We start from the raw sequence: 22,538 nt of genomic DNA, 5'->3' as shown, positions 1-22,538 counted from the left end.
GTCGTCTAGAAAGCCTATTAAAGCCACCCAGGCGCCGGCTCCAAAAACAGTCCACCAAGCCTCTTCTGCCAGCAGCCCCATCCGTGAAATAATTTTAAGGCCGCCCAGAAAAACTATCACAATGGCCAAGCCGCCGCCACGTGGAACAGGCGCCTTATGAGAACTGCGGGCATTGGGAATATCCAGCAGCCTGGCTGACAATGCATAGCGGCGTATCAAACCCGTTAGTAGCGCAGAAACCAGTAAAGCTGACAGGAAAATTCCTCCCAATCCTATCATTTGCAGCCTGTCTTATAATGCTGAGCCGTCCTGCGCAGAGCTTCATCAACGCCCACGATCGGCGTCCAGCCCAGTATCTCCCGGGTTTTGTTAATGTCCACCTGAAGCGAGCCGCATAAGCGTTGCGCCATTGGCGATTTGCCCAGCAGACTGGCGCCGCGGTTTAGCACCCATACCGGCATTGGCAGCAGCCATGCCTTCTTGCCCAAGGCCGCCGCCATACGGCGCAGTAATTCCGTAGTAGAAAGATCCACGCCGTCACCAGCCAAAAATGTCTGGTTCGCCGCGGCCGGATGATCCACGCAGGTTATGATTAAATCGAGCAGATTATCCAGCGCCACGAGACTACGCTTGTTATGAATTGCACCGAGCGGTAACGGGACGGTCTTATCCAGCCAATGCAGCATTTTCTTAAAATTGCCTTTCACACCCGGCCCATAGACAAGAGGAGAGCGAATGATCACCGTCTCCATTCCTGTTTCGCCGGCCAACCGGCGCAAGTTATCCTCCGCTTCGTGCTTGGAAATAGCATAAGAATCAACCGGCGCAGGCTGATCCTCGGCGGTATAGGGCTTACCCGGCAGCGTACCTTCGCCATTCACTTTAATCGAACTGATAAAGATGAATCGCTGCACCCCTGCCTCTATTGCCTGCCTGGCAAGATTTAAAGTGCCTTCAACATTTACCCGGCGAAACACCGCCAGAGGATCAGTAGTCGTATCCTGCATCTGGTATACGCGCCCTACGAGATGAATAACAATATCAATATTTTTCAAAGCCTGAGACCAATCCGTATTACCATCTATAGCGCCTGTATTTATAACTTCTGCGCCTGCATGAACTTCAATGGTTGAGCGGGCAGCCGCTCTGACAGGCAGGCCTCGCAGAAGGGCTTCAGCGCATAAGGCACGGCCAATAAAGCCATTGGCTCCTGTGATCAGCACCTGCTTCGGCATTTCTGCATTCGGGCTATGCGGTTGTTTTTTACTCAATAATGGCATCTTGATATCCACTCAAAAGATGCTCGTAAAGGCCGAGCATTTCCTCGATAATCTTATGGCTGGGAAACAGCTTTACAACGCGAGATCGAGCCGCCTTACCCAATTGTTGACGCAGGTCGGGATTTTGAATCAGCTTCAGCAACGCGCGCGTAAGCTCGTCAACCTTTCCGGCAGTAAACAGCAATCCGGTTCTACCATCTTCAACGGCATCCGTAATGCCGTAAATTCGCGAGCATACAGAAGGTATGCCTGTGGCTGCTGCTTCTATAATAGCAATAGGAAAACCTTCCCGGTAACTGGGCAGGCATAAAACATCCGAGGCCCACAGGTAATGTTGAGGAGATGAAGTAAGCTCAACTCTTTTTATCTGCTCCCGACAGCTCGCACAAATTCGCTGGATATCTTCAAAAATTTGTTCTTCATCAGGGCCGACGAACAACAGAATGGCATCGGGTATTGTTGCCGCTATCTCGGTAAATGACTCTGCCAAATCAAAAACACCCTTGTCCCGGTTGATACGGCCCAGGAAAAGAATAACGATTGAAGCTTCATTTATTCCCAGCTCTTTTCGTATATCTTCCCGCATGGCGGTATTTGGGTAAAATCGCTCACTATCCACGCCGCAAATTGAGCCATTAGCCAGCACGATGGATTTTTCCGAAGAAATGACTCCTTCATCTATCAAAAATTGCCGTTCGGAATGGCTTACAACCGTTAGCTGCGTCGCAATCCTGGCAACAAGCTTATCCATGAATTTTAGAATAACCCGCCACCCTCCCTGACGATTGGCCCATACTTCTCCCTGGAAAGTATGAATTCTAATCTTTACATCGGCAATCCTGGCGGCAATCATCCCCAATAATCCGCCTTTGGGAGAAATGGAATGCACCAACTGAAAAGGCTGGTTACGAAATATCCAAATCAATTGCCATAAGGCTTTCAAGTCCTGCCATAACGCTATTTGCCGGACAATATTTACTGAAATTACTGTTATGGGAAGCTGGAGTTCATTCAGAAATCCTTGATCATCAAGATTAACAATCAATGTCACATCATATTTCCGCGATAAGGCGGCAAGGTGGGGCATCAAAAAAAACCTCACAATCAGCAAGCTGGTTACAACCATGCACACTTTCGCCCGTTCCGGATTAATTTTGATAACTTCAGTTTTTGTAGAGTTCGTAGTCAAGATTTAATTTTTCCCATTCAGATTTTATAGCGGCCAACTCCGGTAGCACGATCTGCTTTTTATGAAAATCAACTAGTACTCAGTCATTTTTGTTTTGTCGAGTACTATTTAACACGCCATTCGTCCTGAGCCCTTCGGTTATACTCAGGAGAGCCTTGTCGAAAGACTTGTGTTCATGGTTCGACGAGCTCACCACGAACGGCTCTTTTAAATTATCACCCCTCATAAGTAAATTGACTGAGTACTAGTGCTTAGTTGCATAAATAAGCATCGTTATTTTAATAACTAACATACTGAATTTAATAGACATTTATATGTCAGAGATTAATGCAATTAGACACTAGCTTACAAAACAGCTTATAGATATCTGACAAAATACGGGCAGTGAAAACACCTGCCGACAGCCCTCCAAAAATCCATTCTCTCATCTTATAAAAATATCTTAGCTGAACTTTGAATAAACTCCATCGAGTGCCGGCTTGCTTGATAGGGTTAATTTTGCCCCTCACTCTATAGGCAAAAAGTATCTCCGGCACAGTAGCAAAGCGGCTTTGACGATAACTGCGAAGTAATAATTCCTGATCTTCACAAAAATAAGGGGACGGCACCGCATAGCGATGCTTGCGAAACCAGTCTGTTTTACCCATCCAGGTTGGGTGAGGAAAATAAAATCCCTGCCACGGCCGGGCACAGATTTCTTCGTGAGAAAGCGAATAGGGAAACAAGCCCATGAATTGTCCGTCCTCATCAATTCTTATCGCCCGCGTGGCGACCAGATCAAGTTTCGGATCATTGCGAAGCGCTTCTATTTGCCGGTCCAGTCTTTCAGGATAGGCGATATCATCGGCATCCATACGCGCCAGATATTTGCCCCGGGCCGAATCAATGGCCTCGTTCAGCCGGGCAGCCAAACCTTTATTTATCCCATCGCTAAAAATTATGATGCGCTCATCCCGGATATCCGTCATTTCCTGCAAAGCCTCGTCGGTTGAGCCATCGTCAATAATCAGCAATTCCCAGTCGGTGAAGGTCTGGTTAATCATTGAAAGTACGGCTGCTCTCAAATAGTGGCCGGCGTTATATACCGGCATAGCGATTGTTATCAAAGGCGCTGTCTTACCCTGCAATTGCTCCAACATGAACAATCTTGCTCCAATTACTAGCCAAGAAATCGTTAGCCCTGTCCAGCCGGCGGCTTTTCCCGGTTTCATAAAGTCACCCAGCCCGGCGGAAACAAGTCTTTATTATTATTTTTGTCAGCGAACCATTTCACTGGGGCAACCACGATCTTGTCCGGAGCCGGATTCAGCCAGGCTCCCCACCAGCTAAAAGAGCTGTTGGCGATAATATGATGCCGGCACAGACTCATCAAATGCATATCATTGTAGCTCTCTTCATTGCGATTATGATCTACATAGTAACAAGGAAAAGCCATCTTCAGATGGGTTTTTACCCAAGCCATATCATCGGAAAAAATAAAAAAACGGGGCTGTTCAACTTGACCGGAAATATAGTTAATAGCTCTCTGGTAATAATCCGGAGAGCATAGGCCATGCCTCGCACGGGTTTTGGAATTCTTGGCGTAATCGCCCCGCCGCACATGCAAACTCACCGCATTCACCTGACTGATTTGTTCGGAAAGTATACTGTTCCTGTCTGACAATGGAAGCTTGAAAGCAAAGTCGGCGCGTATTTCAGAAGCATGCTTTTCAAAATACCTCTCTGACTGCCAGTAGCCGACTAAGTAGCAATCTTTCGGAATACGGTTTATTTCCGGCCAGTAATGAAAGTGCGGCTCAACAACAAACCCATCGCGGCGCAATGCCGCCATGCCGGGACGTGCCAAAACTCTCCTTATAACGGAAAAGAACTGCCAGCCTAAAATACTGCCCACCTCCGCTTTAGTAGCGATTTCTGCCGGGCAATTGAAAACCCGCTCAAGCTCAAATCCCTGGTGCAGTCCGTAGCCGTCAAACTCGGCAATGTTCAAACGTAACGGCTGATTGCGCTCCACTGACAATGACCGCGCCGCTGCGTACTGGAACATCTGGTTGCCGAGGCCGCCGATAATTTGCGAAATAATCATGCTCACTTACATTCCGAGTTTATTTACGATACGCCCGAGAAGTTTTCGCACCGTTCTCTTCGGAACAATTAACGATTGGGAGGGTAACAGCTTTCCTAGCTCGCTGGTTTTCTCAAATGTCCTGCGATACATAAATCAGGTTAGTGCCCAATGACTTGTTCTGCAATTCACCTGCGCCGGCATCGAGTATGCACAAATCTGAGGTCACACTGCCGCCAATGTCTGAGCCAGCCCGTGATTGAGCGCTTGTTCATTGGCGCTTATTCCCGCTATTTTTATTAATGATTTCTTCACTTACCTATCCATATTTTTGACAAATGTAAAAATGCCCAAGGTATAACGCAGTTTGCCTAATTCGTCCATATCCTGTTCCTCGCAGGAAGATTGAATAAGTGTACCGCTTTGTCCTATTGTGGCGAATTCCTTGAGCTGCAAACCGTTTGCTGCGGCAAGCCGAACCAGCGAGCCTGGATCAAATATTCGGTGCGCATTGAATTCCACTCGTTCCTTGCCGATGGGGACGGAAAGATAAAACAGGCCGTTATATTGCAATATCTTAGCCATATTTCTCAGTCCCACCGCATAGCCATGCGGGTCAATCGGATCGCCATAACGGCCAAGACCAAAATGTTCCAAGGCATGCAAACATGACAGCGAGTCACAGTATTCTGTGAACGGTTCAAGCGGATTCATGAGGTCTGCAGATCTGAACAGCACTCCCGGAATCTGAGAGGTAACCGGCCGTATATCGAATACCTCGATTTCCCTGAAGCTAGCCACATGCGCGACAAAGCCATCAAGGCGTGAACCGATGTCCACATGCTTTAGCGAATTGGCAAGATAAATTTTCCGCGCCACATATAAATCCTGCAGAAAATATTCATCTTTCGTAGCACCTGCTTCTTCGTACCAATCGTACAAGCAGGGAAAAAAGTCTAGGCGCCCTTTGTATTCCTTGCTGAAACGAAGCCAGCCTGCGATATACCGTGGAATTCCCCGGAGCGAGCGAGCCATGCGCCTGGGGTCGATGCCGAACTGGAAGCTGATAAGCCAGTAAATCTTTTTAATTATTAGAATCATATTGCTTCAATTTTATCCATTCCAGGCTTAAAAAGAACCCAATCAAGTTTATTGCCAACCAACCAAATGCTGCACCGATTGTGCCTTGCCATATAACAAGCCACGGGATAAGGATCACAGAAAGAAGTAATGCCAGTGAATTGACTAGCATAATACTGTGGCAGTTTTCATGAACTATCCAGTTCATATAACCCACATTATAAAAAGCATTAAGGATTGTTCCTATAAGCAGGACTGACAATATAGGATAGACAGCGGTGACTGCCGCTGGGCTTTTCAACCAAAAATTAAGCAACCATTTGCCAAAAGCGATAAAGATAAGCGCACCCAAAACGGCAAGCAAGCCGATCAGCGCAGCCAGCTTGGCACTGAGACAACGTAATCCGATGGGATCCGCTCTCAACTGTATGGCGCGTGGCAATACTGCCTGAACTAATGGATATATCAACTGTAGCATACCTACGGCGACAGTAGCCGCAACGGTGTAATAACCGAATTGTTCGATAGTTACCATTAGGCTAAGCACTATTCTATCCATCTGAACGGTGAGGACGCCTAACAAAGCGGCGCCAGACATGCTCATAATAAATTGCACTGGCGGGCGCATTTCCTTTAATTCCCATTTTATTTTGCTTCGCTTTATGTTCAGCGTTCTCCAAGCCATTTTTCCGCGTAATAAGGTTTCAAGCATGGCAATCGATGCATGCCAAATCAAGTAGGTCAATAATGTAGGGAAATAAAGAACGATGATTACACCGCCAAAATGGCGAGTAATTGAACTAAAAAACATGATTATGTTAAGGGTAACTTGCGCTTGCGCACCCACCAGGACGCTACGATAGACCGAACCTGGAAACTGGGCAGCGAAGATGGCAGCAGCTCCATAAATTGCTTCTTTTCCTACTTCTGAAGGCAGATTTTCAAGTTTTAACCAATGAGTAGTAATGATTCCGGCGATCAGCGCTATGAAACATCCGGCGGTAAAAGCAAATCCCCAATAAATGCCTTCAAAACCGACTAGCAGGGAGGCGACTCGTTGTTGTTCTGCTTTTGGAGAAATCATACGTATCGTAATTTCGCGCACTAGTGCCTGGCTCATACCGGCATCCAGCAAGCCGAGCAGTACTTGTAGCATAGCCACAAAACCGATCAGGCCGAATTGCTCTGGTCCGAGTGCCTCTAAATACCACGGCAAGGCCAGGATCGGCGCTAAGGCGGTGGCAATTGTGCCTATATAGTTGGCTATAATGTTTTTTTGTAAGTTCATTACTGAAAGCTAATAATTAAGGCATCTGGCAAATGCAAATACCGGCGAGAACTCGGTCCCTATTAACTGCTGACGGGCATGGTAGTCCGCCCATTTCACACCATTAGAGACGGCAAATACCATGCTTATTATCCGGGCATCTTTAATGACGGGTTTAATGGAAGCCTTGACAGCCGTTAACTGCTTCCTTCAAATCTGATACACGTCGTCGCTAACAAAAGGTCCGGCTTCATAGCAAATAACAGGATTTGCGCCAGGGTTTTTAGCGCTTGCCCCGTGCTTTTCGGCAGCAGTCACTGCTGAGCCGTTTAATTTTAACCCGGCGCCGGGGATTTCTAAAACCGCTTTATCATTGCCAAGGCCAGCTGATTCTGGAGATAATGAAGGCTCAACTGAAGCCGGTTCAGGCTCCCCGGCCGGCAGCTCATGGGATAAATTATTTTCAAGCTCGCTGACCAGCAGGATATCTTCCTTATTTTGCAGGATTTTTGCTCTGAAGCGGCGATGGCCTTCTCAAAAGCGCCTTTGTTATATTCCCACATAAGCAGCGCAACATTAGCCAAAGCCACCAGAAAAAAGAGAATTTTCACCGTTATCCTTCTAAGACAATCGATAATCCGCGCAGGACTAAATCGGGGTCAATAATGGGCTTGTAAGCGAGCTGCTCAGCCACGCACCCCGCATCGCCCCCCGTTAAAATTAATTGAATATTTTCCGGTTGTGTTGCCAGAACATGCTCAATTAACCCGCATGCGGCAGCAAGAGTGCCGCTATGGATTGCAGCCTCAGTAAAATTTGCCAGTCCAGCTGCGTAGTTCATTTCGCTCCATTTCAGAGCTTCGGTGCCTTGAGCGAGTGATTTTCTCATTAACGTCAAACCAGGACTTATCAGCCCCCCCAGGTGCCTGCCTTGAGCATCTATTAAGTCCAGGGTAATTGCAGTGCCGCAATCAGTTATGCAGGCCAGTCCAGGATAATAGCGTCTGGCCGCCACTAAAGACAACCAGCGGTCAACGCCGAGTTTCCGGGGCTGTTCGTAAGCATTATACACGCCAAATGCCTGGGCCTGGGATTGGGCAATGCTAATGTCTATGTCCGGCCAAAGTTCGACGGCTACTGCGCGAACCAGCTCTACTAACCGGCTTGAGCTGACGCAGGAGATTGCCAGTTGCCGAGGCGGGGCAATCTTTTTCCAGATTTCAATCAATTTATGAGAATCAAGCTGATGATGAACCTGGGATTGACCGCTAGTAATATGACTGTCTTCGGCAAGCCCCCATTTTAGCCGGGTATTACCTATGTCAACCAGCAGATTCATCGCTCTGACTATTAAAGCTCACTTCACCGGAAGCATAAGCCTGAACACTTCCATCTGCATGTTTAAGCAGCAACATGCCGGTATCATTTATGCCTTCCACGGTGCCTTTAAGTTGCTTGTCGGCCAGCAATATCGTTACCAATCTGCCTGCCAGGCAATCATAAGCGCGCCATTCATCGAGATAGGCTTTTATGCCGACGCTTTCAAAACCGGCAATGACGGGAAGCAGATGATTTAATAATGTTCCTGCCAGTTCATTTCTGAACAGTTTGTGCTGACCGGTAATTTTGCTTAAATCAGTCCATGCCTGAGCAATGACTTCCGATTCAGTTTCAGACAGAAACAAATTCAACCCCAAACCAATAACAGCTGTACAGGGGCCATCGCTTTCACCGGAGACTTCGACCAAAATACCGCCCAGTTTTTTACCCCGGCTATAAATATCATTAGGCCACTTTAAGCCGATATTATTTATATTATGCTGCTTTAACGCTCTGATTACTGCTATGCCCACAGCCAGACTTAAGCCGGAAATTGCAGCAGGACCGCCTTGTTGATAACGCCAGAGTATGGACAGATAAATATTGCTGCCGTAAGGCGAAACCCATTGCCGCCCCCGCCTGCCTTTGCCTGCCGTCTGCCGCTCAGCAAAACAGATAAACCCTGAAGGCGCGCCCCTGTGGGCGCATTCCACTAAATAACTGTTTGTCGAATTAATCTGGTCATGAATTTCAAACGATGAAATTAAGGCTTTGGCCTGCTCATTAACAACCTCATAGATTTCGCTCTGGGCCAGCAATTCCAGAGACTTGTCCAGTCGGTAGCCTTTACCGCTGACTGCCGAGTGCTGCAATCCTGATTCGGCGAGACAATTTAACTGTTTCCAGATAGCTGAACGGCTGACTCCAAGCGCCCTGGCCAAATCGCTTCCTGAATGAAACTCTCCATCGGCCAGAAGCGTAAGAATTTTTTTTTGTTTATCTGCAATAACCACAGGATTTGCCCTTGAAGCTCATCTATTATTTGCTTGATTCCCAGGATAAACCTTAATAGATACTCTCTAAAATTTACTGCTAATTTCTTTTTTATCCCGGATTTGCTGCAATTGTCTTCTGACTACATGCTTGATCAGTACTTCGCGGTCCTGGTCTTTCATGTTGACATAATCAACGCCTACGATATAGGGATACTGGCTGTCGTTTGAGTGATTTTTTTTGCAATAAATAACCTTGCCGTACGTTACGATAATAGCCAGGCAGGAGACCAGCAGCATCTTGATTTCCAGGTAATCCCCTTCCTGAAGCTCCTCTTCACTATCAAAAGCCAGGCCCGCTGCGCTGAGATTGGCATTGCGCGAATCTTTTTCCTTGAACTGCCCGCTCTGCATCATGTAAGCCTGGGCCAGGAGATCGATTTTATTCTCGATTAACTTTAAATAATCGGCTATATCAGGATATGTTCTTTCCAATCGGTATAAAAGCGATGCCGATTCCTGCGATATGACTTCAAGAGCTGCAGACAAGGAACAATTACCGAGAATATTATCGCTAATATGGCTCACCTCAGTCATCGATTTTTCATCTATTTTTTTGTAAAACAGGTTGACTTCATCGTCAATTCTAAAAAACCGCCTTCTCTCCCCGGTTCTTGCCATATTGCTCTCATTCACGACTCTTAACCTCTACAGTTTTATTGCTCTGGTTTAATAAAATAATTAACGCCACTATTTTTCTTCTGATTCACAGCTAAAGTCGCTCTCGCCTGTTAATAGCTTTTTTAATACCGAGAGTAATAAGTAAAAACAAAAAGCAAATACAAAATGCACTTTTTGAGTTTTCCATACAGAAACCATCCCTTACAGTTATCAAACTATAGTGTAAACGGAAAAACTATTAAGAAATTTATATCCTTTAAAGGGGGGGTGCGATCGATAAAGGCGCTATTTGGCAAGGCTTTAAAAACTTATAGTTAAAAGTTAATTAACCCGGAAAAATGTCGGAGCTCAGCTCAAGAGTAGAAATATAAGAATAAAAGAAATAAAGAAGGGGAAACTCAACCCAAAACACTATAATGTCAAACAAGAAAAACCTGGGATAACTGGTATCTCGGGCAGTTCCCCAGATAGTCTAAATAAATTTTTAAAATTCCTAAAGGCAGATTAATAAACATCCCTGACATAGCGTTTGTCTTTTTTCAATTGATTAACATAGTCTATGGCTTGCTGGTCAGTTAGCTTGCCGTGTTTGGCAATAACATCGTGCAGCGCCTTATCGACGTCTTTCGCCATGCGGTAGGCATCGCCGCAGACGAAGAAATAACCGCCCTGCTCCAGCCATGCATAAAGCTCTGCACCGTTTTCCAGCATGCGATCCTGCACATATATCTTTTTTTCCTGATCTCTGGAAAAAGCCAGATCCAGGCGCGTCAGCAGCCCGCTTTTCTGGTAGGCTTCCAGTTCGTCGCGATACATGAAATCAGTTGCCGCATTACGGTCGCCAAAGAATAGCCAGTTTTTCCCCGCTGCGTTTTTATACTGGCGCTCCTGCAAAAAGGCGCGAAAAGGCGCGAGACCGGTACCGGGTCCGACCATAATCATTGGCAGACTATCATCTTCAGGGACCCGAAAGACCTTGTTGGGAGTAAAGAAACACGGTACTTCTGTTTCGTCATCGACCCTATCGGCGAGAAATGTCGAACAAACTCCTTTATGCAAGGTGTTATAACTTTCATAACGTACGCTGGCAACTGTTAAGTGCACCGTATCAGGATACATTCTGGAACTGGAGGAAATAGAATAGGCGCGATGCTGCAACGGCTTCAGCAGGGCGATAAACTCAGCGGCTGAGAATTCACAAACCGGAAATTGCAGCAATAAATTCAAGGTATCCCGACCCCATAAATATTTCGCCAGAGCGTCCTTATCGCCTGTTTCAAGGATACCGTTAAGCTCCTGATCGCCGGAGCGCCGGGCAATTTCATCGATCAGTTCCTTGCTGGGAGTTTTAATTTCAAATTGAGTGCGCAGCGCTTCATGTAAAGCTACCAGTTCGCCATTGACCGGCTCACCTTCATCACCCTTACAGCCGAGGGCGCTAATAATATCAGCAACAAGGACTGGACAATTAGTAGGCACAATACATAAAGCATCGCCCGCTTCATAGTTTAATCCTGAACCTGCAATTGAAAGTTCATAATGCCGGGTCTCTTTAGACGAGGAGGGATCGGTTAATATACGATTGACCAGCATTTTGGCCGGAAACGGATTTTTACGGTTATATTTGGGCTTTTCTGCAGCCTGAGGCGCAGTATCAACCACAACAGTCGTGGCAGGAGATATACCTTCTGTGATATGGGGAATTACCGCGCTAATCCAGGCTTCAGCCGGCTCATCATAATCGACATCACAATCGGTACGCTCATAAATCCGGTCTGCGCCCAGCTCAACCAGTTTTTCATCCCAGTCTTTACCCGCCTGACAGAACTGGTCATAGCTGGTATCGCCTAATGCCAATACAGAAAATTTCATATTTTCAAGTCTGGGCGCGCTATCGGCGCAAGCCGCTTCCCAAAGCATCTGGGCATTATCGGGCATGTCGCCTTCACCGTAAGTGCTGGTAATGATAAGCGCATATTCCATGGCGGCAAGCGCATCGACTTCTACCTCGTCCATGCCTTTTACTACAGGCTTCAAGCCATGTGCTTTGGCGACGGCAGCGGCATTGTTGGCGACGGCTTCGGCATTCCCGGTCTGGCTGCCGTACAGTATGGTGATGACTCGTGCCGCCGCCTGATTTACTGAGCCGCTACTTTGAATGATGTGAGTATGCAGACCGGCAAAAAAGCCGTTTAACCAGGCGCGCTGACTTTCGCTGTAAGGGGCATCCAGTGGAATAGGCGGTGTTTTCATTTAAGTTACTGGCAAATTAACGTCTATTTCAACATTCTTCAGGCAAAGCTTCAGATGCTGATGATTACAATATAAAGATGCGTGGGCTCAGGCCGCCTGCTGGCTCAACATACCCTGAACGATTCCCAGCCCAACGAGTCCGGCGAGGTACTCTTCGATGGAAGGAATGCCGGCTAATGCACGCTTATTGATTTTTTCCTGCTCAATAATCCAGGCTGTAGAGCCCAGTGAATAAATACTTTGCACATCGCGCTTGATTAATGCGGTTTTGTAATCATCGAGTCGTTTGACAGCCAACAGGCAGGCAAGCTGATCGTCACTATAATTACTGTAGGCTTCGCGCGTGCTTTTCACTAACATTTCCTGTAGCTTACGCGGACGTTCGATGATCAGTTTGCGAGCTGCCTGTTCTATATGTTTGGGTGAACGCAGAGCTTCGGGCAAGTGTTTAAGCATATCAGTTGCGCACTGCTGAGCTTTTTCGAATACCGAAAAACTGTTTACCAATTTAAAGGTTAAGTCGGTATCGACGGCGCCATAAGCGGGAATCGCTCCACCAAACAGCAACTGCGTATTCTGATAGGCGCTTTTGACTTGTTCTATTTGCCGGCGCGCCAGTTCGAGAGCCAATTCCTCAATCATTTCCTTGCGATCTATGGCTTTTTTAAGATATTCAGCAGTCTGCGTCCTGTACAGCCATAATGGCATGGCGAATTTAAAATGTTTACGCTCGGACTCCCAGTTATTAATGAAGTTTCTGGCCTTGCTTGAATTAGCGCACTCTTCATGCTGCTCCAGCATATAAAGGATGAACTGCTCATGGGCACGCGCGATGTCGGTGTCTTCGGTCAACCTGTGAAGTTCTACTGAAGCCTTGTCGTACAGGTTTTCCAGTTTATTGTCCGGGTCATACTGATAAGCATTGCCGCCGGACATGCCGTTGCAAAAACCTTTGCCAAATCCGCCCAGATTTAAAACCGCCCCGTTAGTCATGTATTCGCAGGCAAAATCGCCTACCCCTTCAACGACCGCCATAGCGCCTGAATTTCTGACCGCAAACCGGTCTCCGGCTTCACCATTGATAAAAGCCTTGCCTCCGGTCGCCCCAAACAGCGCGAAATTGCCGATTAAAACATTTTTGCCAGGCGTTTTAATGCCCCCGCCCGGCGATTCAACCACAATAGTGCCGCCACAGGCAGATTTACCCACGCCATCATTACAGGTGCCCAGATGCTCCAGGCGCATACCGTCATTTAAAAAGGCTGCATAGCTTTGTCCGGCAGAGCCGGTAGTGCGAATAATAACGCTATCAGGCGCTAGATAACGCCGTCCATTCTGATTGGTATAGATAATTCTGGAATTTGCAGCCTGCCGTTCATTCAGATCGTAGGCAAGCATCCGTTCAATATCTATGGCGGCTTGACCGCCTACTGATTTATTACGATTGTTGAGAGTAAAGTCCTTGCCTTCGATGATAACTTGCTGTTGATTCCGGTTAATAATACCCGCTTTAAACTGTTCGATGATCTTGTCATCAATACTAAAATTGGCTTCCAGATAAACCGGTTCGGCAATTTTTACCACAGTAACGTGCGCCAGCATTTTAGTCAGGTCAAGTTGACCCACCATGCTCGGATGATTGATTAAATGCAGTAAATCCGTCTTGCCGCGAATGTCCCTAAGGCTTTGGTATCCTAATACAGCCAATATTTCTCTGACTTCATGTGCCAGATTCAAAAAAAACTGGGCCAGTACGCGTGGATCGCCCTTAAATTCCTCGTGTGCTGTCGTTAAGCCGGCAGGGCATTTAACATTGCAGTTTTTTGCCATTACGCAGCGCAGCATCATGATAGCCGTGGTGCCGAATTCAAATGAGTCCGCCCCCAAGATCGCCGATTTAACCACATCCAGTCCGCTTTGATGAGCGCCGCTGCCGCGCAATGTGATTTTGTCACGCAGGCCATTAACAGCTAAAGCCTGATGGACCTCGGCGATGCCGATTTCAGGTGAGCGTCCGCTGTTTTTCAGGCTGGTAACCGCTGCTGCGCCGGTACCGCCGGTATTGCCCGCCACGTTAATAACATCGGCACCGGCTTTGGCAACACCGACTGCAATCGTGCCTATGCCTTCGGATGAAACCAGTTTAACGCCCACTTTGACGCGCGCAGCCTTGGCATCATGAATTAATTGCCCCAGATCCTCGATAGAATAGGTATCATGGTGCGGCGGTGGGCTAACCAGTTCGACTTTCGGCGTACCGCCGCGTAAAGCGGCAATTTCTACCGAAACTTTAGCGGCAGGTAATTGACCGCCTTCACCGGGTTTTGCACCCTGGGCAATTTTGATTTCAATTTCTTTAATCGTAGGATCAGCCAGATAGCCGGCCCAGACTCCAAACCGCCCCGAGGCAAACTGCTTGATTTTACAGGAGCGCAAGGTGTTAAAACGGCTGGAATGCTCGCCGCCTTCGCCGGAGTTGCTTAGAGCTCCGACGATATTAGTGCCTTGGGCAACGGCTTCGTGCGCTTCACCTATTAAAGCGCCATGGCTCATCGCCCCGGAAGTTAATGACGCGGTGATTTCATGCGCCGACTGTACTTCAGTCAGAGCAATCGGATTTCTTGCCGGTTGTATGGAGCTTAAATAATTTGCCAACACATTCTCAGTGGCTGCAAGTTGCAAGACAATTGCCTCTTCTGCTACAGAAATGCTGAAACGCGTATCGGAAAAACGTTTTTTAAAATGTTCTGCCAGCTGTGCTAAACGCAGGCTGGATGAATTTTCGGTAAAGCTGATGGTAAAAGTACCGGCGTTCAGCTGTTTTACCTCCAGGCCGCGGATCAGATAATTAATGTTGCCGCGCAGGTTTTGCCTGCCCAGAATACGGTCAAAATCAGCGCTTGATTCCGCTGCCGTAATATCTGCCGGAAAATCCATAATATCGCGTAATGCCGCCGGACGGGAATCACGTTCCAGGTACAGATTTTTAGTAAAGCTGCGATAGGCCGGTGTAATGCCGAAGTTATCGATTTGTTCCTGAGTCAGTTTGTCGTAGCCGAAATCCACATAGGCTGTATCGCTGGCTTCAAGCGATTTATCTTGGGGAATATAGGAAATAGCCTCATCGGTCATATTAATATATTCTCTAACAGCCGTATTGCCAAAGGAATGGCCGGCGCCGTCCTGACGTTCCTTAAAAAGGCCCAGGAAGGGAATATCTTTTTCGGCACGGACAGCCAATGCTTTTTGATGCCATTCTGTTGCGCTGGCCGCAATATCCGCAAAGCGGGCACCGCCCACCGAAGCGTGGATAGTCGGAAAGTACGGGTTTAGTCTCGGTTCGTCCGTATCGAGATAGTTGGGTTCAAAAAATTCACCGCCAATATAACTTTCAACCGTGCACAGACCAAATTTGCCCATGGTTTTCATCAGCGATTTTTCAGCCGCTTTCTGGAACTGGTCCAGAATTTTTTGCTGGCTGTCAACAGGATAATGGGTGATAACCCGGTTATGAGCGCTGATGGGACAAATAGCGGACGCGCCGAAGCCCAGGATAGTAGCTATATCATGGGGGCTGGCAGCCTGCCCGGTTTCTGCAATTAATGAAGAATTAAACCGCAGGCCTTGCTTCACTAACTGCTGATTGGCCGCCGCAATCATTAATATGGCGGGAATCGCTGCCTTGTCTGTACTGATATTGATATCGCTTAAAATAATAATGCCGGTATTGTTCCGGGCGGCTTTTTCAACCTGCTCGCAGACTGACCGCAAGGCGGTTTCCAGAGCCTCTTCGTTGTGCCTGGGATTATTGAAATCAGGCGTGTACAGCATATCCAGCGTCACCGTACTGATAATGGATTGCCTGCGGATTTGTTCCAGCCGGGTGCGCTGCAGAATCGGGGAGTCAATCACCAGTTGCTTGCTGGATGCATCAGAAAAGGTGGGTTTGGCACCTAGCGCAACGCGCAAGGTCATACCGTCGCTTTCCCGCAAGGAATCCAGCGGCGGATTGGTAACCTGGGCAAAACGCTGACTGAAATAGCGGGACATTCCGCCTTCAGCATTGGACAAGGCATTGGGCGCCAAGCCATACCCCATTGCCGATATTTTTTCCATGCCGGTAGCCAGCATCGGATCAAGCAGAAATCTAAAGCTTTCCTGATTGAGGGAGTAGGCGGTATGTTGCTGATCTATATTGAATGCATGCGTGTTATTAAGTTCAGCCAGCTTGACCTCAGGCAACTGTGAAATATGAATACATCTTTGGGCTAACAAGGCCTGATAGTCTTTTTCTCTGGCAAGGCGCTCCATAATTTGGTGCGTGTTATACGCTTCGCCAGTACTGTGATCAAAATACAGCATGCCGCCCGCTTCAATACGGCCGCGCTTTAATATTTCCTTGGGCGGAAAATTAATTTGGCCCGCTTCAGACATAACGACGAGATACTCTCTGGTTTCAACCGAGCGCAACGGTCGTAATCCCAAGCGGTCCAAACGCGCGCCGACCCGTACGCCGTCATTGAAGATCAAGGCGGCGGGGCCGTCATTTTTTTCTTCATACAGGCTGAAATATTCAAACATGGCCCTGACTTCAGGCGACAGAGTCGTGTCATTTTCCCAGGCAGGCGGCATCATGGCTAAAACGGCTGTCACAATATCCAGTTTATCTTCATTGATACGCCGGCTCAGGGTTTGATCGAGCCGCCCGGAATCCGATTGTCCACAAGGAAAAACCAAGTTCTTGTTATGCTGGCGGGCAATCGCACTCTCGCTTAAACGGTTTTTTTTATCAGTATTTAATTCGCCGTTATGGGCCATATAACGAAATGGCTGAGCCATTAAGGTGGCCGGCGCCGTATTGGTTGAAAACCGGGTATGAAAAAACAGCGTATTGATTTCGTGGTCTTTATCGTAGAGGTCTTTAAAGTACGGAATAACTTCAAAAGAGTTTAAGCGGCCCTTGTAAACCTGAGTACGCGAACTCATCGATAAAGGATAGAAGCCAACCAGTTCAGTACGGGTGAATCCCTCGACTTCAATTGCCAGCAAAGCCGCCTGAATGTGATTTTCAAAGTCATCATGCGAGGCGTTTTTCAGGCTGTCCGGACGACTGAAAATAACCTGTTTTATAGGAAGTTGAGCTTTCAGAGCAGCGGCATTAATAACCTCTTTATCTACCGGAATGTCGCGCCACAGAATAATCGGCAAACCGAAGTTTTTAAAATGTCGCTCAATCAATTCTTTTGCCGAGAAATCATATTGATCATGATCTTCAGGAAAAAAGAAATTGGCGACACCAAATTGGCCCAGTTCCAGGGTGTTTATACCGGTAACCTTGCGAAAGAATTTTAAGGACAAGTCAATGTTAACGCCTGCGCCGTCGCCTATACCTTCAGCACTCATGCCGCCGCGGTGGGGAATGGTGCATAGCGCCTCATTTGCTATAAGCAACAGCTCATGCGTCTGGATGCTTTGTTTTTGGGCAATAAAGCCCACACCGCAGCTGTCCGGCGATAATTCAGCGTTATAAAGCATTGCTTCTGTGCTACCTGATTGGGAATGTATGTTCATTTATCCAGCCCGCTCTAATCATGCCGTATTAAACAGCGTTTATAGGTCGTTTTTTGTTTCAATGCATGTTAGAGTCGGATTATTGATCTCAACAAGTGCATTAAAGCTGCTACGAAATCTTTGTTCAGATAAAATATTAGTGAAACTAAATAATAATATCATGCTGGAAGCTATCTGTCATTTATACAGGAATGTTTTGTTTCAGGGACTGCAGGATTTTCTTGTTGCTTTATAGTTGATTGATATGAAAGAACTTTTCGATGTTGTAATAGCAGGCGGAGGAATGATAGGCGCTGCTGTAGCCGCCAGTCTTGGCGGCAGTTCATTGAAAGTTGCCGTTATAGAAAGCTCGCCGCCTCATGCCTTTTCTCCCGATCAGCCGCATGATTTAAGGGTATCCGCTCTCAGTATTGCCTCAAAAAACATTCTTGAAACTGTAGGCGCCTGGAATGGGGTACGCAATCGACGCCTTTGTCCTTTTCGCCGCATGCGGGTTTGGGAAACCGAGGAAAACACGGAATTTTGCAGCGATGATATCAATTATCCCGAATTGGGCTACATCGTTGAAAACCGGGTTATCCAGTTGGCATTACTGGAGCGCTTGCAGAGCTTTGCCAATATTAAACTGATGTGCCCGGCAACCATTAATAAAATCATCTATTCCGCTCAAAAGCCCAGCGAAGTTGAGCTAGAGGATGGCCGGATTTTATCTGCAAAAGTCCTGGTGGCCGCCGATGGCGGCCAATCCAGAGTCCGGCAAGCGGTAGGCCTGGGCGTAACGAGCTGGGATTACAAGCAACATGCGCTGGTGATTTATATTGAAACGGCCTACGGTCAACAGGATATAACCTGGCAGCGCTTTGTGCCCAGCGGACCGCAAGCATTTTTACCGTTAACAGGGCATTATGGCTCTGTGGTCTGGTATAACTCCCCGGATGAAGTCAACCGTTTGAAAGCTTTGTCCAGTTCCGATTTACAGCGCGAACTGAGCGCTGCCTTTCCCGAGTGTCTGGGCAAGATTAACCAAGTATTGGGCACGGTGAGCTTTCCCTTAAAACGGCAGCATGCCCAGAGCTATGTTAAAGCCGGGGTGGTTCTGGTGGGTGATGCTGCGCATGTGATTAACCCGCTGGCAGGACAGGGAGTGAATATCGGCATGCTGGATGCCGCCACGTTAGCAGAAGTATTAATCGCTGCGAAAAAGCAGGGCATTGACATAGGCGATTTAGCCGTTTTAAAACGTTATGAAAAACTCAGACGTATTGAAAATCTTAAAATGATGACAGTAATGGATGTTTTTTACCGTGTCTTCAGCAACGAGGTTGTACCGGTAAAGTTTTTACGTAACCTGGGTCTGGGGCTGGCTGAGCGAATTTTGCCGGCCAAGCGAAAAGTAATGCGCAGCGCCATGGGTCTGGAAGGTAATTTACCCAGGCTCGCACGCGGCGAGCCGATTATCTGATCAAGAAAGAAGCGCTAACGGGATAGTTATGAGATTAGAGAGAAGGGCCGGCAATGCCGGCCCTACATACACTATCAGAGATTTTTCAGAAAGGTGAGGCTGGGCGAGAAAAAATATTGACCGCCTTTCATCCTGACAAATCCGGAGAAAGAACAGTTATCGTTTGTGCCCTTGTCCGGGTTGTCCCACTCGTTCGGAAGTTTCTGATCATTCGGCGTATTGACGCCTTGTCCGATTACCGGGTCGATGCCATGCGGCCCTGGCGGCTGAACTGGGAAACTGGTATTATTAGCCCAGATCCGCTGAATGAACTTAAACTGATTGGCGATGACGCTGTTATAGGCGATAAACAGAAGGCCCACGCCATCCTCCGGCAATTGTGGCTGAACCTGACGAATAAACTGGTTAATATCTGTGACTTCGGGCAAGTCATCAGGATGCACACATCGTGCTACATCCTCATAGGGAATGCCCCGCCGCGCAATCGCATGACTTCGCTCGCCGTCCTCCGGCTCTGCGCCGCCGCTGCCTCGCGGATTTACTTTACGAATATGGGCATGGAAAGGGCAGCGGCGCCCGGGGTCATCCACATAATTAAAATTATTCGGCGGCATCCGGCCGCGTGCTTCATCTGATAGCGAAACCGGCGTGCCGTCCTCAAAGCGCCCCACTATCATTGCGCCGGCAAGTTCCCGATCATCCTCAGTAAGCTGCAAAAGGTCAGCGATTTCCTGCTCCCGGGTTTTGAAAGCGCGAACATTTTGTTCCAGCTTACGGAATACTAAAAAACTTCCAAAACTGAAGGTATCGGATGTGCCCGGGTCCTTCACTAAAACTGTCTTAAGGGGGAACACAGGGCTCCATCTTGATAACCCCACCAGTGACTCCCCTTCCACATCTTCAACCAGCATAAGCGGCTGACTTCGGCCATCGACATAGCCAAAATGCTCGATCCCGTTGCCTGCGGCATTGAATAATGCTTTGCCCCGCTGGATATGAATAATGGTGCATCCGGCTTCCTCAAGAAGCGAAACCAAAGCATCCGCTAATTCTGTTGTTTCATTTTCACTTTCATGGCCTGCCAGCAAAAGGCAGTGAATTTCTTCCTGGAATGCAGACTCCCAATTCTCAATAGCGGGGTCCTTTAAGGCATCGATACTGGATGGGTCCTGCATGCCCCGTTGAAAATCTTCATCTGGCGGCGCCTGAGCAGCCAATCCCAGCGCTTCATAGCCTTTTGAAGAGAGCGCCAAATGACAAAAAGGCCCCCCGGACTCGCCGGTTTCCTTGAATTTTTTCACCTCCAAAAGCTGACGATGCGCATCGGTTAAATGGAAGTTGGCCAGTTCACGCAATAGCCGCCGGGATTGAATTTCTTTGCCGGCATCGAATTTAAAAAAAATATTTGCGGTAAAATCACGGCCGTGACCTTTCAGAATATTGCCTTGCAGGCTTTGCAGCAATCTCAACTCTTCCAGGTTCGCTCTGGTCCATGCCAACGGCGCGTCCAGATTAATTTCCGAAATGACTGTAACGTTTGAATGCATGGCTATTCTCCGTTTTTATTATTGAGGGTGACAATATTTTCCGCGCGAGACGAAAATCATTTCCATCCTGCTTGGAAGGTTCTAAATGATGCATGCTGTGCATCTTTAGTTTCTGGAATGAGTGGATACTATAACAAATTTAAAACGCTTTACCTTGCTTTCGTTCATAAACGAGTTTTAATTTTCTATATAATTCCGGGAATATGCGGGCGCTATACGAGTTTTTCACGCCGGCCGCCAATACGTCGCGCTCTGGGAAATATAACGCTGATGCTCGTGCCTTCGTCCAATTTACTGCGTATTTTCAACTTCCAGCCAAAGCGATTACACAAACGCTTGACGATGGTGAGGCCCAGACCATGACCATTATGGCCCGTCTGCACGCGATAAAAAGGTTCAAAGACCTGCTGCAATTGCCGCTGCTGCATACCGATTCCGGTATCCGATATACGCACGCAGTTTTCATCAATAGCTATGGAAATGACCCCTTCCCGGGTATAGCTGAAGGCATTGCGCAATAAGTTGGTGAATAGAATATTGAGCACTTTCTCCGCGGCCGGAATGGATAACAGACAATTTTGTTCAATTTCCACGCTGACCCGTTCATTACCTACTGCCCGATTAACCTGATCAACCAGCGTGGTCAGCAGATCATTGATTAACACATCTTCTTCCGGCAAGGGGGAAGATTCTTCCCTGGCTAACAACAGCAAAGTATCTATCAAGCCTTCCATATCGCCGAGCGTATTATCAATCAGTGATAAGGAAAGGCGTTCGCCGGGCGAATAATCCTGCCGCTTTTGCAGCAAGGCCAAAGCGCTTTTGATTACCGCTAAAGGGGTTCTGAGTTCATGGCTGGCATCGCGGGTAAAATTCTGTTCACGGTCAATAAATAATTCCAGGCGTTCGGTAAAATGATCCAGTGCATCGATAAGTTTTGCAACATCGCTATCGGCAGTTCGACGCAATCCACTCAGATCCAGTTCGGCCAGCCCCTGGCTATGAAAATCAAACTTTTCTACAATTTGCGCCAGCTGTATCACCGGAGAAATGGCATCCCTGGACTGCCGGTAGGACAGCCAGGCAAACAGGTAAATCAGCACCAGTACCAGACTGAGAGGAACTACACCAAAATAGAAAGCTAATGCAGCAACCTTTTCTTCATCAAATACCAGATACAGACGGGCATTGCTTCGGTCTTCTATATATACAATGGGCTTGCGCCCCGCCAGTTTGCTGCGAAAATAGCCGGGATGCAGATTTTGAAAATCCGCCGGAACTTCAGAATAATCCTTATTAATGGCCAAATAACCTTTCAGATTCAATGTATTGGGGGCCGGAGTGTCAGGATTTTTTTGATATAATGTCCAGAAATGCTCAGCCTCGCCTTGCAGCGCTTTGCGGACTAATAAATCTTCCACTATTTTTTCTGCCGAAAAAACCGCCAGCAAAATTGCCAGACTGATTAACAGGATCTGCAGTAAAAAAGCCTTGATCAGTTTGTAATGCAGCCCTTGGTGATTCATCGCCCAGTTTGATTTTATAAAAAGATAACGCGCCATTAGTCCTTCATTGCCATTGCTGTAGCCAAATGCCATTGCTGTAGCCAAACAATTCCATGCAGGCCATAAAAAAAATAGGCCGGCGCTACGGTCTGATCCGGACCTGCTTTTTGCCGCAGGCAGTATAAACAGGGGGCCGCTTTCATGGCTGTGTTGATGTATATATTGCGGAGGCCCTGCCCGTAAGCACCCGACATAGACGAGACAGGAGCGTCGATAAATGCATCATTATAATGAGGGTGGCGCAACTAATTTCCCAAGCTCAGCAT

At 47.5% G+C, this 22,538-nt stretch carries 14 protein-coding genes and 1 pseudogene; 1 reads left to right on the top strand and 14 read right to left on the bottom strand.

The genetic code is table 11. The annotated features are described in order from the left end of the window. The 12 genes and pseudogenes from HUX64_RS11355 to HUX64_RS11300 form a co-directional block, all read right to left on the bottom strand. Window positions 1-279, bottom strand: a pseudogene (locus HUX64_RS11355) (glycosyl transferase); the annotation flags it as partial. Then, a complete protein-coding gene (locus HUX64_RS11350) occupies window positions 276-1,271 on the bottom strand; it encodes a UDP-glucose 4-epimerase family protein (protein WP_246247002.1) in 996 nt (331 codons plus the stop codon). The pseudogene HUX64_RS11355 and the gene HUX64_RS11350, both read right to left, overlap by 4 nt. Continuing rightward, on the bottom strand, window positions 1,264-2,469 hold the full coding sequence (locus HUX64_RS11345) for a glycosyltransferase family 4 protein (protein WP_217426508.1): 1,206 nt from the start codon (window positions 2,467-2,469) through the stop codon (window positions 1,264-1,266). Before HUX64_RS11345 ends, HUX64_RS11350 begins: the two co-directional genes overlap by 8 nt. A gap of 317 nt (window positions 2,470-2,786) precedes the next feature. Beyond that, window positions 2,787-3,680, bottom strand: a complete 894-nt coding sequence (locus HUX64_RS11340; RefSeq protein ID WP_174626345.1) for a glycosyltransferase family 2 protein — start codon at window positions 3,678-3,680, stop codon at window positions 2,787-2,789. Then, window positions 3,677-4,555 carry an alpha-1,2-fucosyltransferase gene (locus HUX64_RS11335; protein ID WP_174626344.1) on the bottom strand — a complete coding sequence of 293 codons (879 nt, stop codon included), beginning with the start codon at window positions 4,553-4,555 and terminating at the stop codon, window positions 3,677-3,679. Before HUX64_RS11335 ends, HUX64_RS11340 begins: the two co-directional genes overlap by 4 nt. A 294-nt stretch (window positions 4,556-4,849) precedes the next feature. Then, entirely contained in the window at window positions 4,850-5,635 is a 786-nt protein-coding gene (locus HUX64_RS11330; RefSeq protein WP_174626343.1) for a DUF268 domain-containing protein, read from the bottom strand. Beyond that, the gene (locus HUX64_RS11325) at window positions 5,619-6,902 is read right to left on the bottom strand and encodes an oligosaccharide flippase family protein (RefSeq protein ID WP_174626342.1); all 1,284 of its coding nucleotides are present in this window, start codon (window positions 6,900-6,902) and stop codon (window positions 5,619-5,621) included. Before HUX64_RS11325 ends, HUX64_RS11330 begins: the two co-directional genes overlap by 17 nt. A gap of 592 nt (window positions 6,903-7,494) precedes the next feature. Next, the gene (locus HUX64_RS11320; RefSeq protein ID WP_174626341.1) at window positions 7,495-8,220 is read right to left on the bottom strand and encodes a type III pantothenate kinase; all 726 of its coding nucleotides are present in this window, start codon (window positions 8,218-8,220) and stop codon (window positions 7,495-7,497) included. Next, a complete protein-coding gene (gene birA / locus HUX64_RS11315; protein WP_174626340.1) occupies window positions 8,204-9,214 on the bottom strand; it encodes a bifunctional biotin--[acetyl-CoA-carboxylase] ligase/biotin operon repressor BirA in 1,011 nt (336 codons plus the stop codon). Before birA ends, HUX64_RS11320 begins: the two co-directional genes overlap by 17 nt. Before the next feature lie 66 nt (window positions 9,215-9,280). Next, window positions 9,281-9,889 (bottom strand): PilZ domain-containing protein, encoded by a 609-nt coding sequence (locus HUX64_RS11310; RefSeq protein WP_246247001.1) that lies wholly within the window; start codon window positions 9,887-9,889, stop codon window positions 9,281-9,283. A gap of 489 nt (window positions 9,890-10,378) precedes the next feature. Beyond that, the gene (locus HUX64_RS11305; protein ID WP_174626339.1) at window positions 10,379-12,127 is read right to left on the bottom strand and encodes a sulfite reductase subunit alpha; all 1,749 of its coding nucleotides are present in this window, start codon (window positions 12,125-12,127) and stop codon (window positions 10,379-10,381) included. Between the two features lie 87 nt (window positions 12,128-12,214). Then, on the bottom strand, window positions 12,215-17,662 hold the full coding sequence (locus HUX64_RS11300; protein ID WP_425484256.1) for a glutamate synthase-related protein: 5,448 nt from the start codon (window positions 17,660-17,662) through the stop codon (window positions 12,215-12,217). A 280-nt stretch (window positions 17,663-17,942) separates the two neighbouring features. Here HUX64_RS11300 and HUX64_RS11295 point away from each other — a divergent pair, with 280 nt between their 5' ends. After that, complete coding sequence (locus tag HUX64_RS11295) at window positions 17,943-19,160, top strand: FAD-dependent monooxygenase (protein ID WP_174626337.1); 1,218 nt, start codon at window positions 17,943-17,945, stop codon at window positions 19,158-19,160. A gap of 74 nt (window positions 19,161-19,234) precedes the next feature. Here the strand turns inward: HUX64_RS11295 and HUX64_RS11290 are convergent, their stop codons facing one another. Then, complete coding sequence (locus HUX64_RS11290; RefSeq protein ID WP_174626336.1) at window positions 19,235-20,707, bottom strand: Dyp-type peroxidase; 1,473 nt, start codon at window positions 20,705-20,707, stop codon at window positions 19,235-19,237. A gap of 212 nt (window positions 20,708-20,919) precedes the next feature. Next, window positions 20,920-22,305 carry a sensor histidine kinase gene (locus tag HUX64_RS11285; protein WP_246247000.1) on the bottom strand — a complete coding sequence of 462 codons (1,386 nt, stop codon included), beginning with the start codon at window positions 22,303-22,305 and terminating at the stop codon, window positions 20,920-20,922. Window positions 22,306-22,538: the final 233 nt, after the last annotated feature.

Source organism: Candidatus Methylobacter favarea (genome assembly GCF_902806695.1).
Lineage (GTDB): Bacteria > Pseudomonadota > Gammaproteobacteria > Methylococcales > Methylomonadaceae > Methylobacter_B > Methylobacter_B favarea.
The sequence above is the reverse complement of the archived record's forward strand: the minus strand, read 5'-3'. Positions and strand labels throughout refer to the sequence as shown.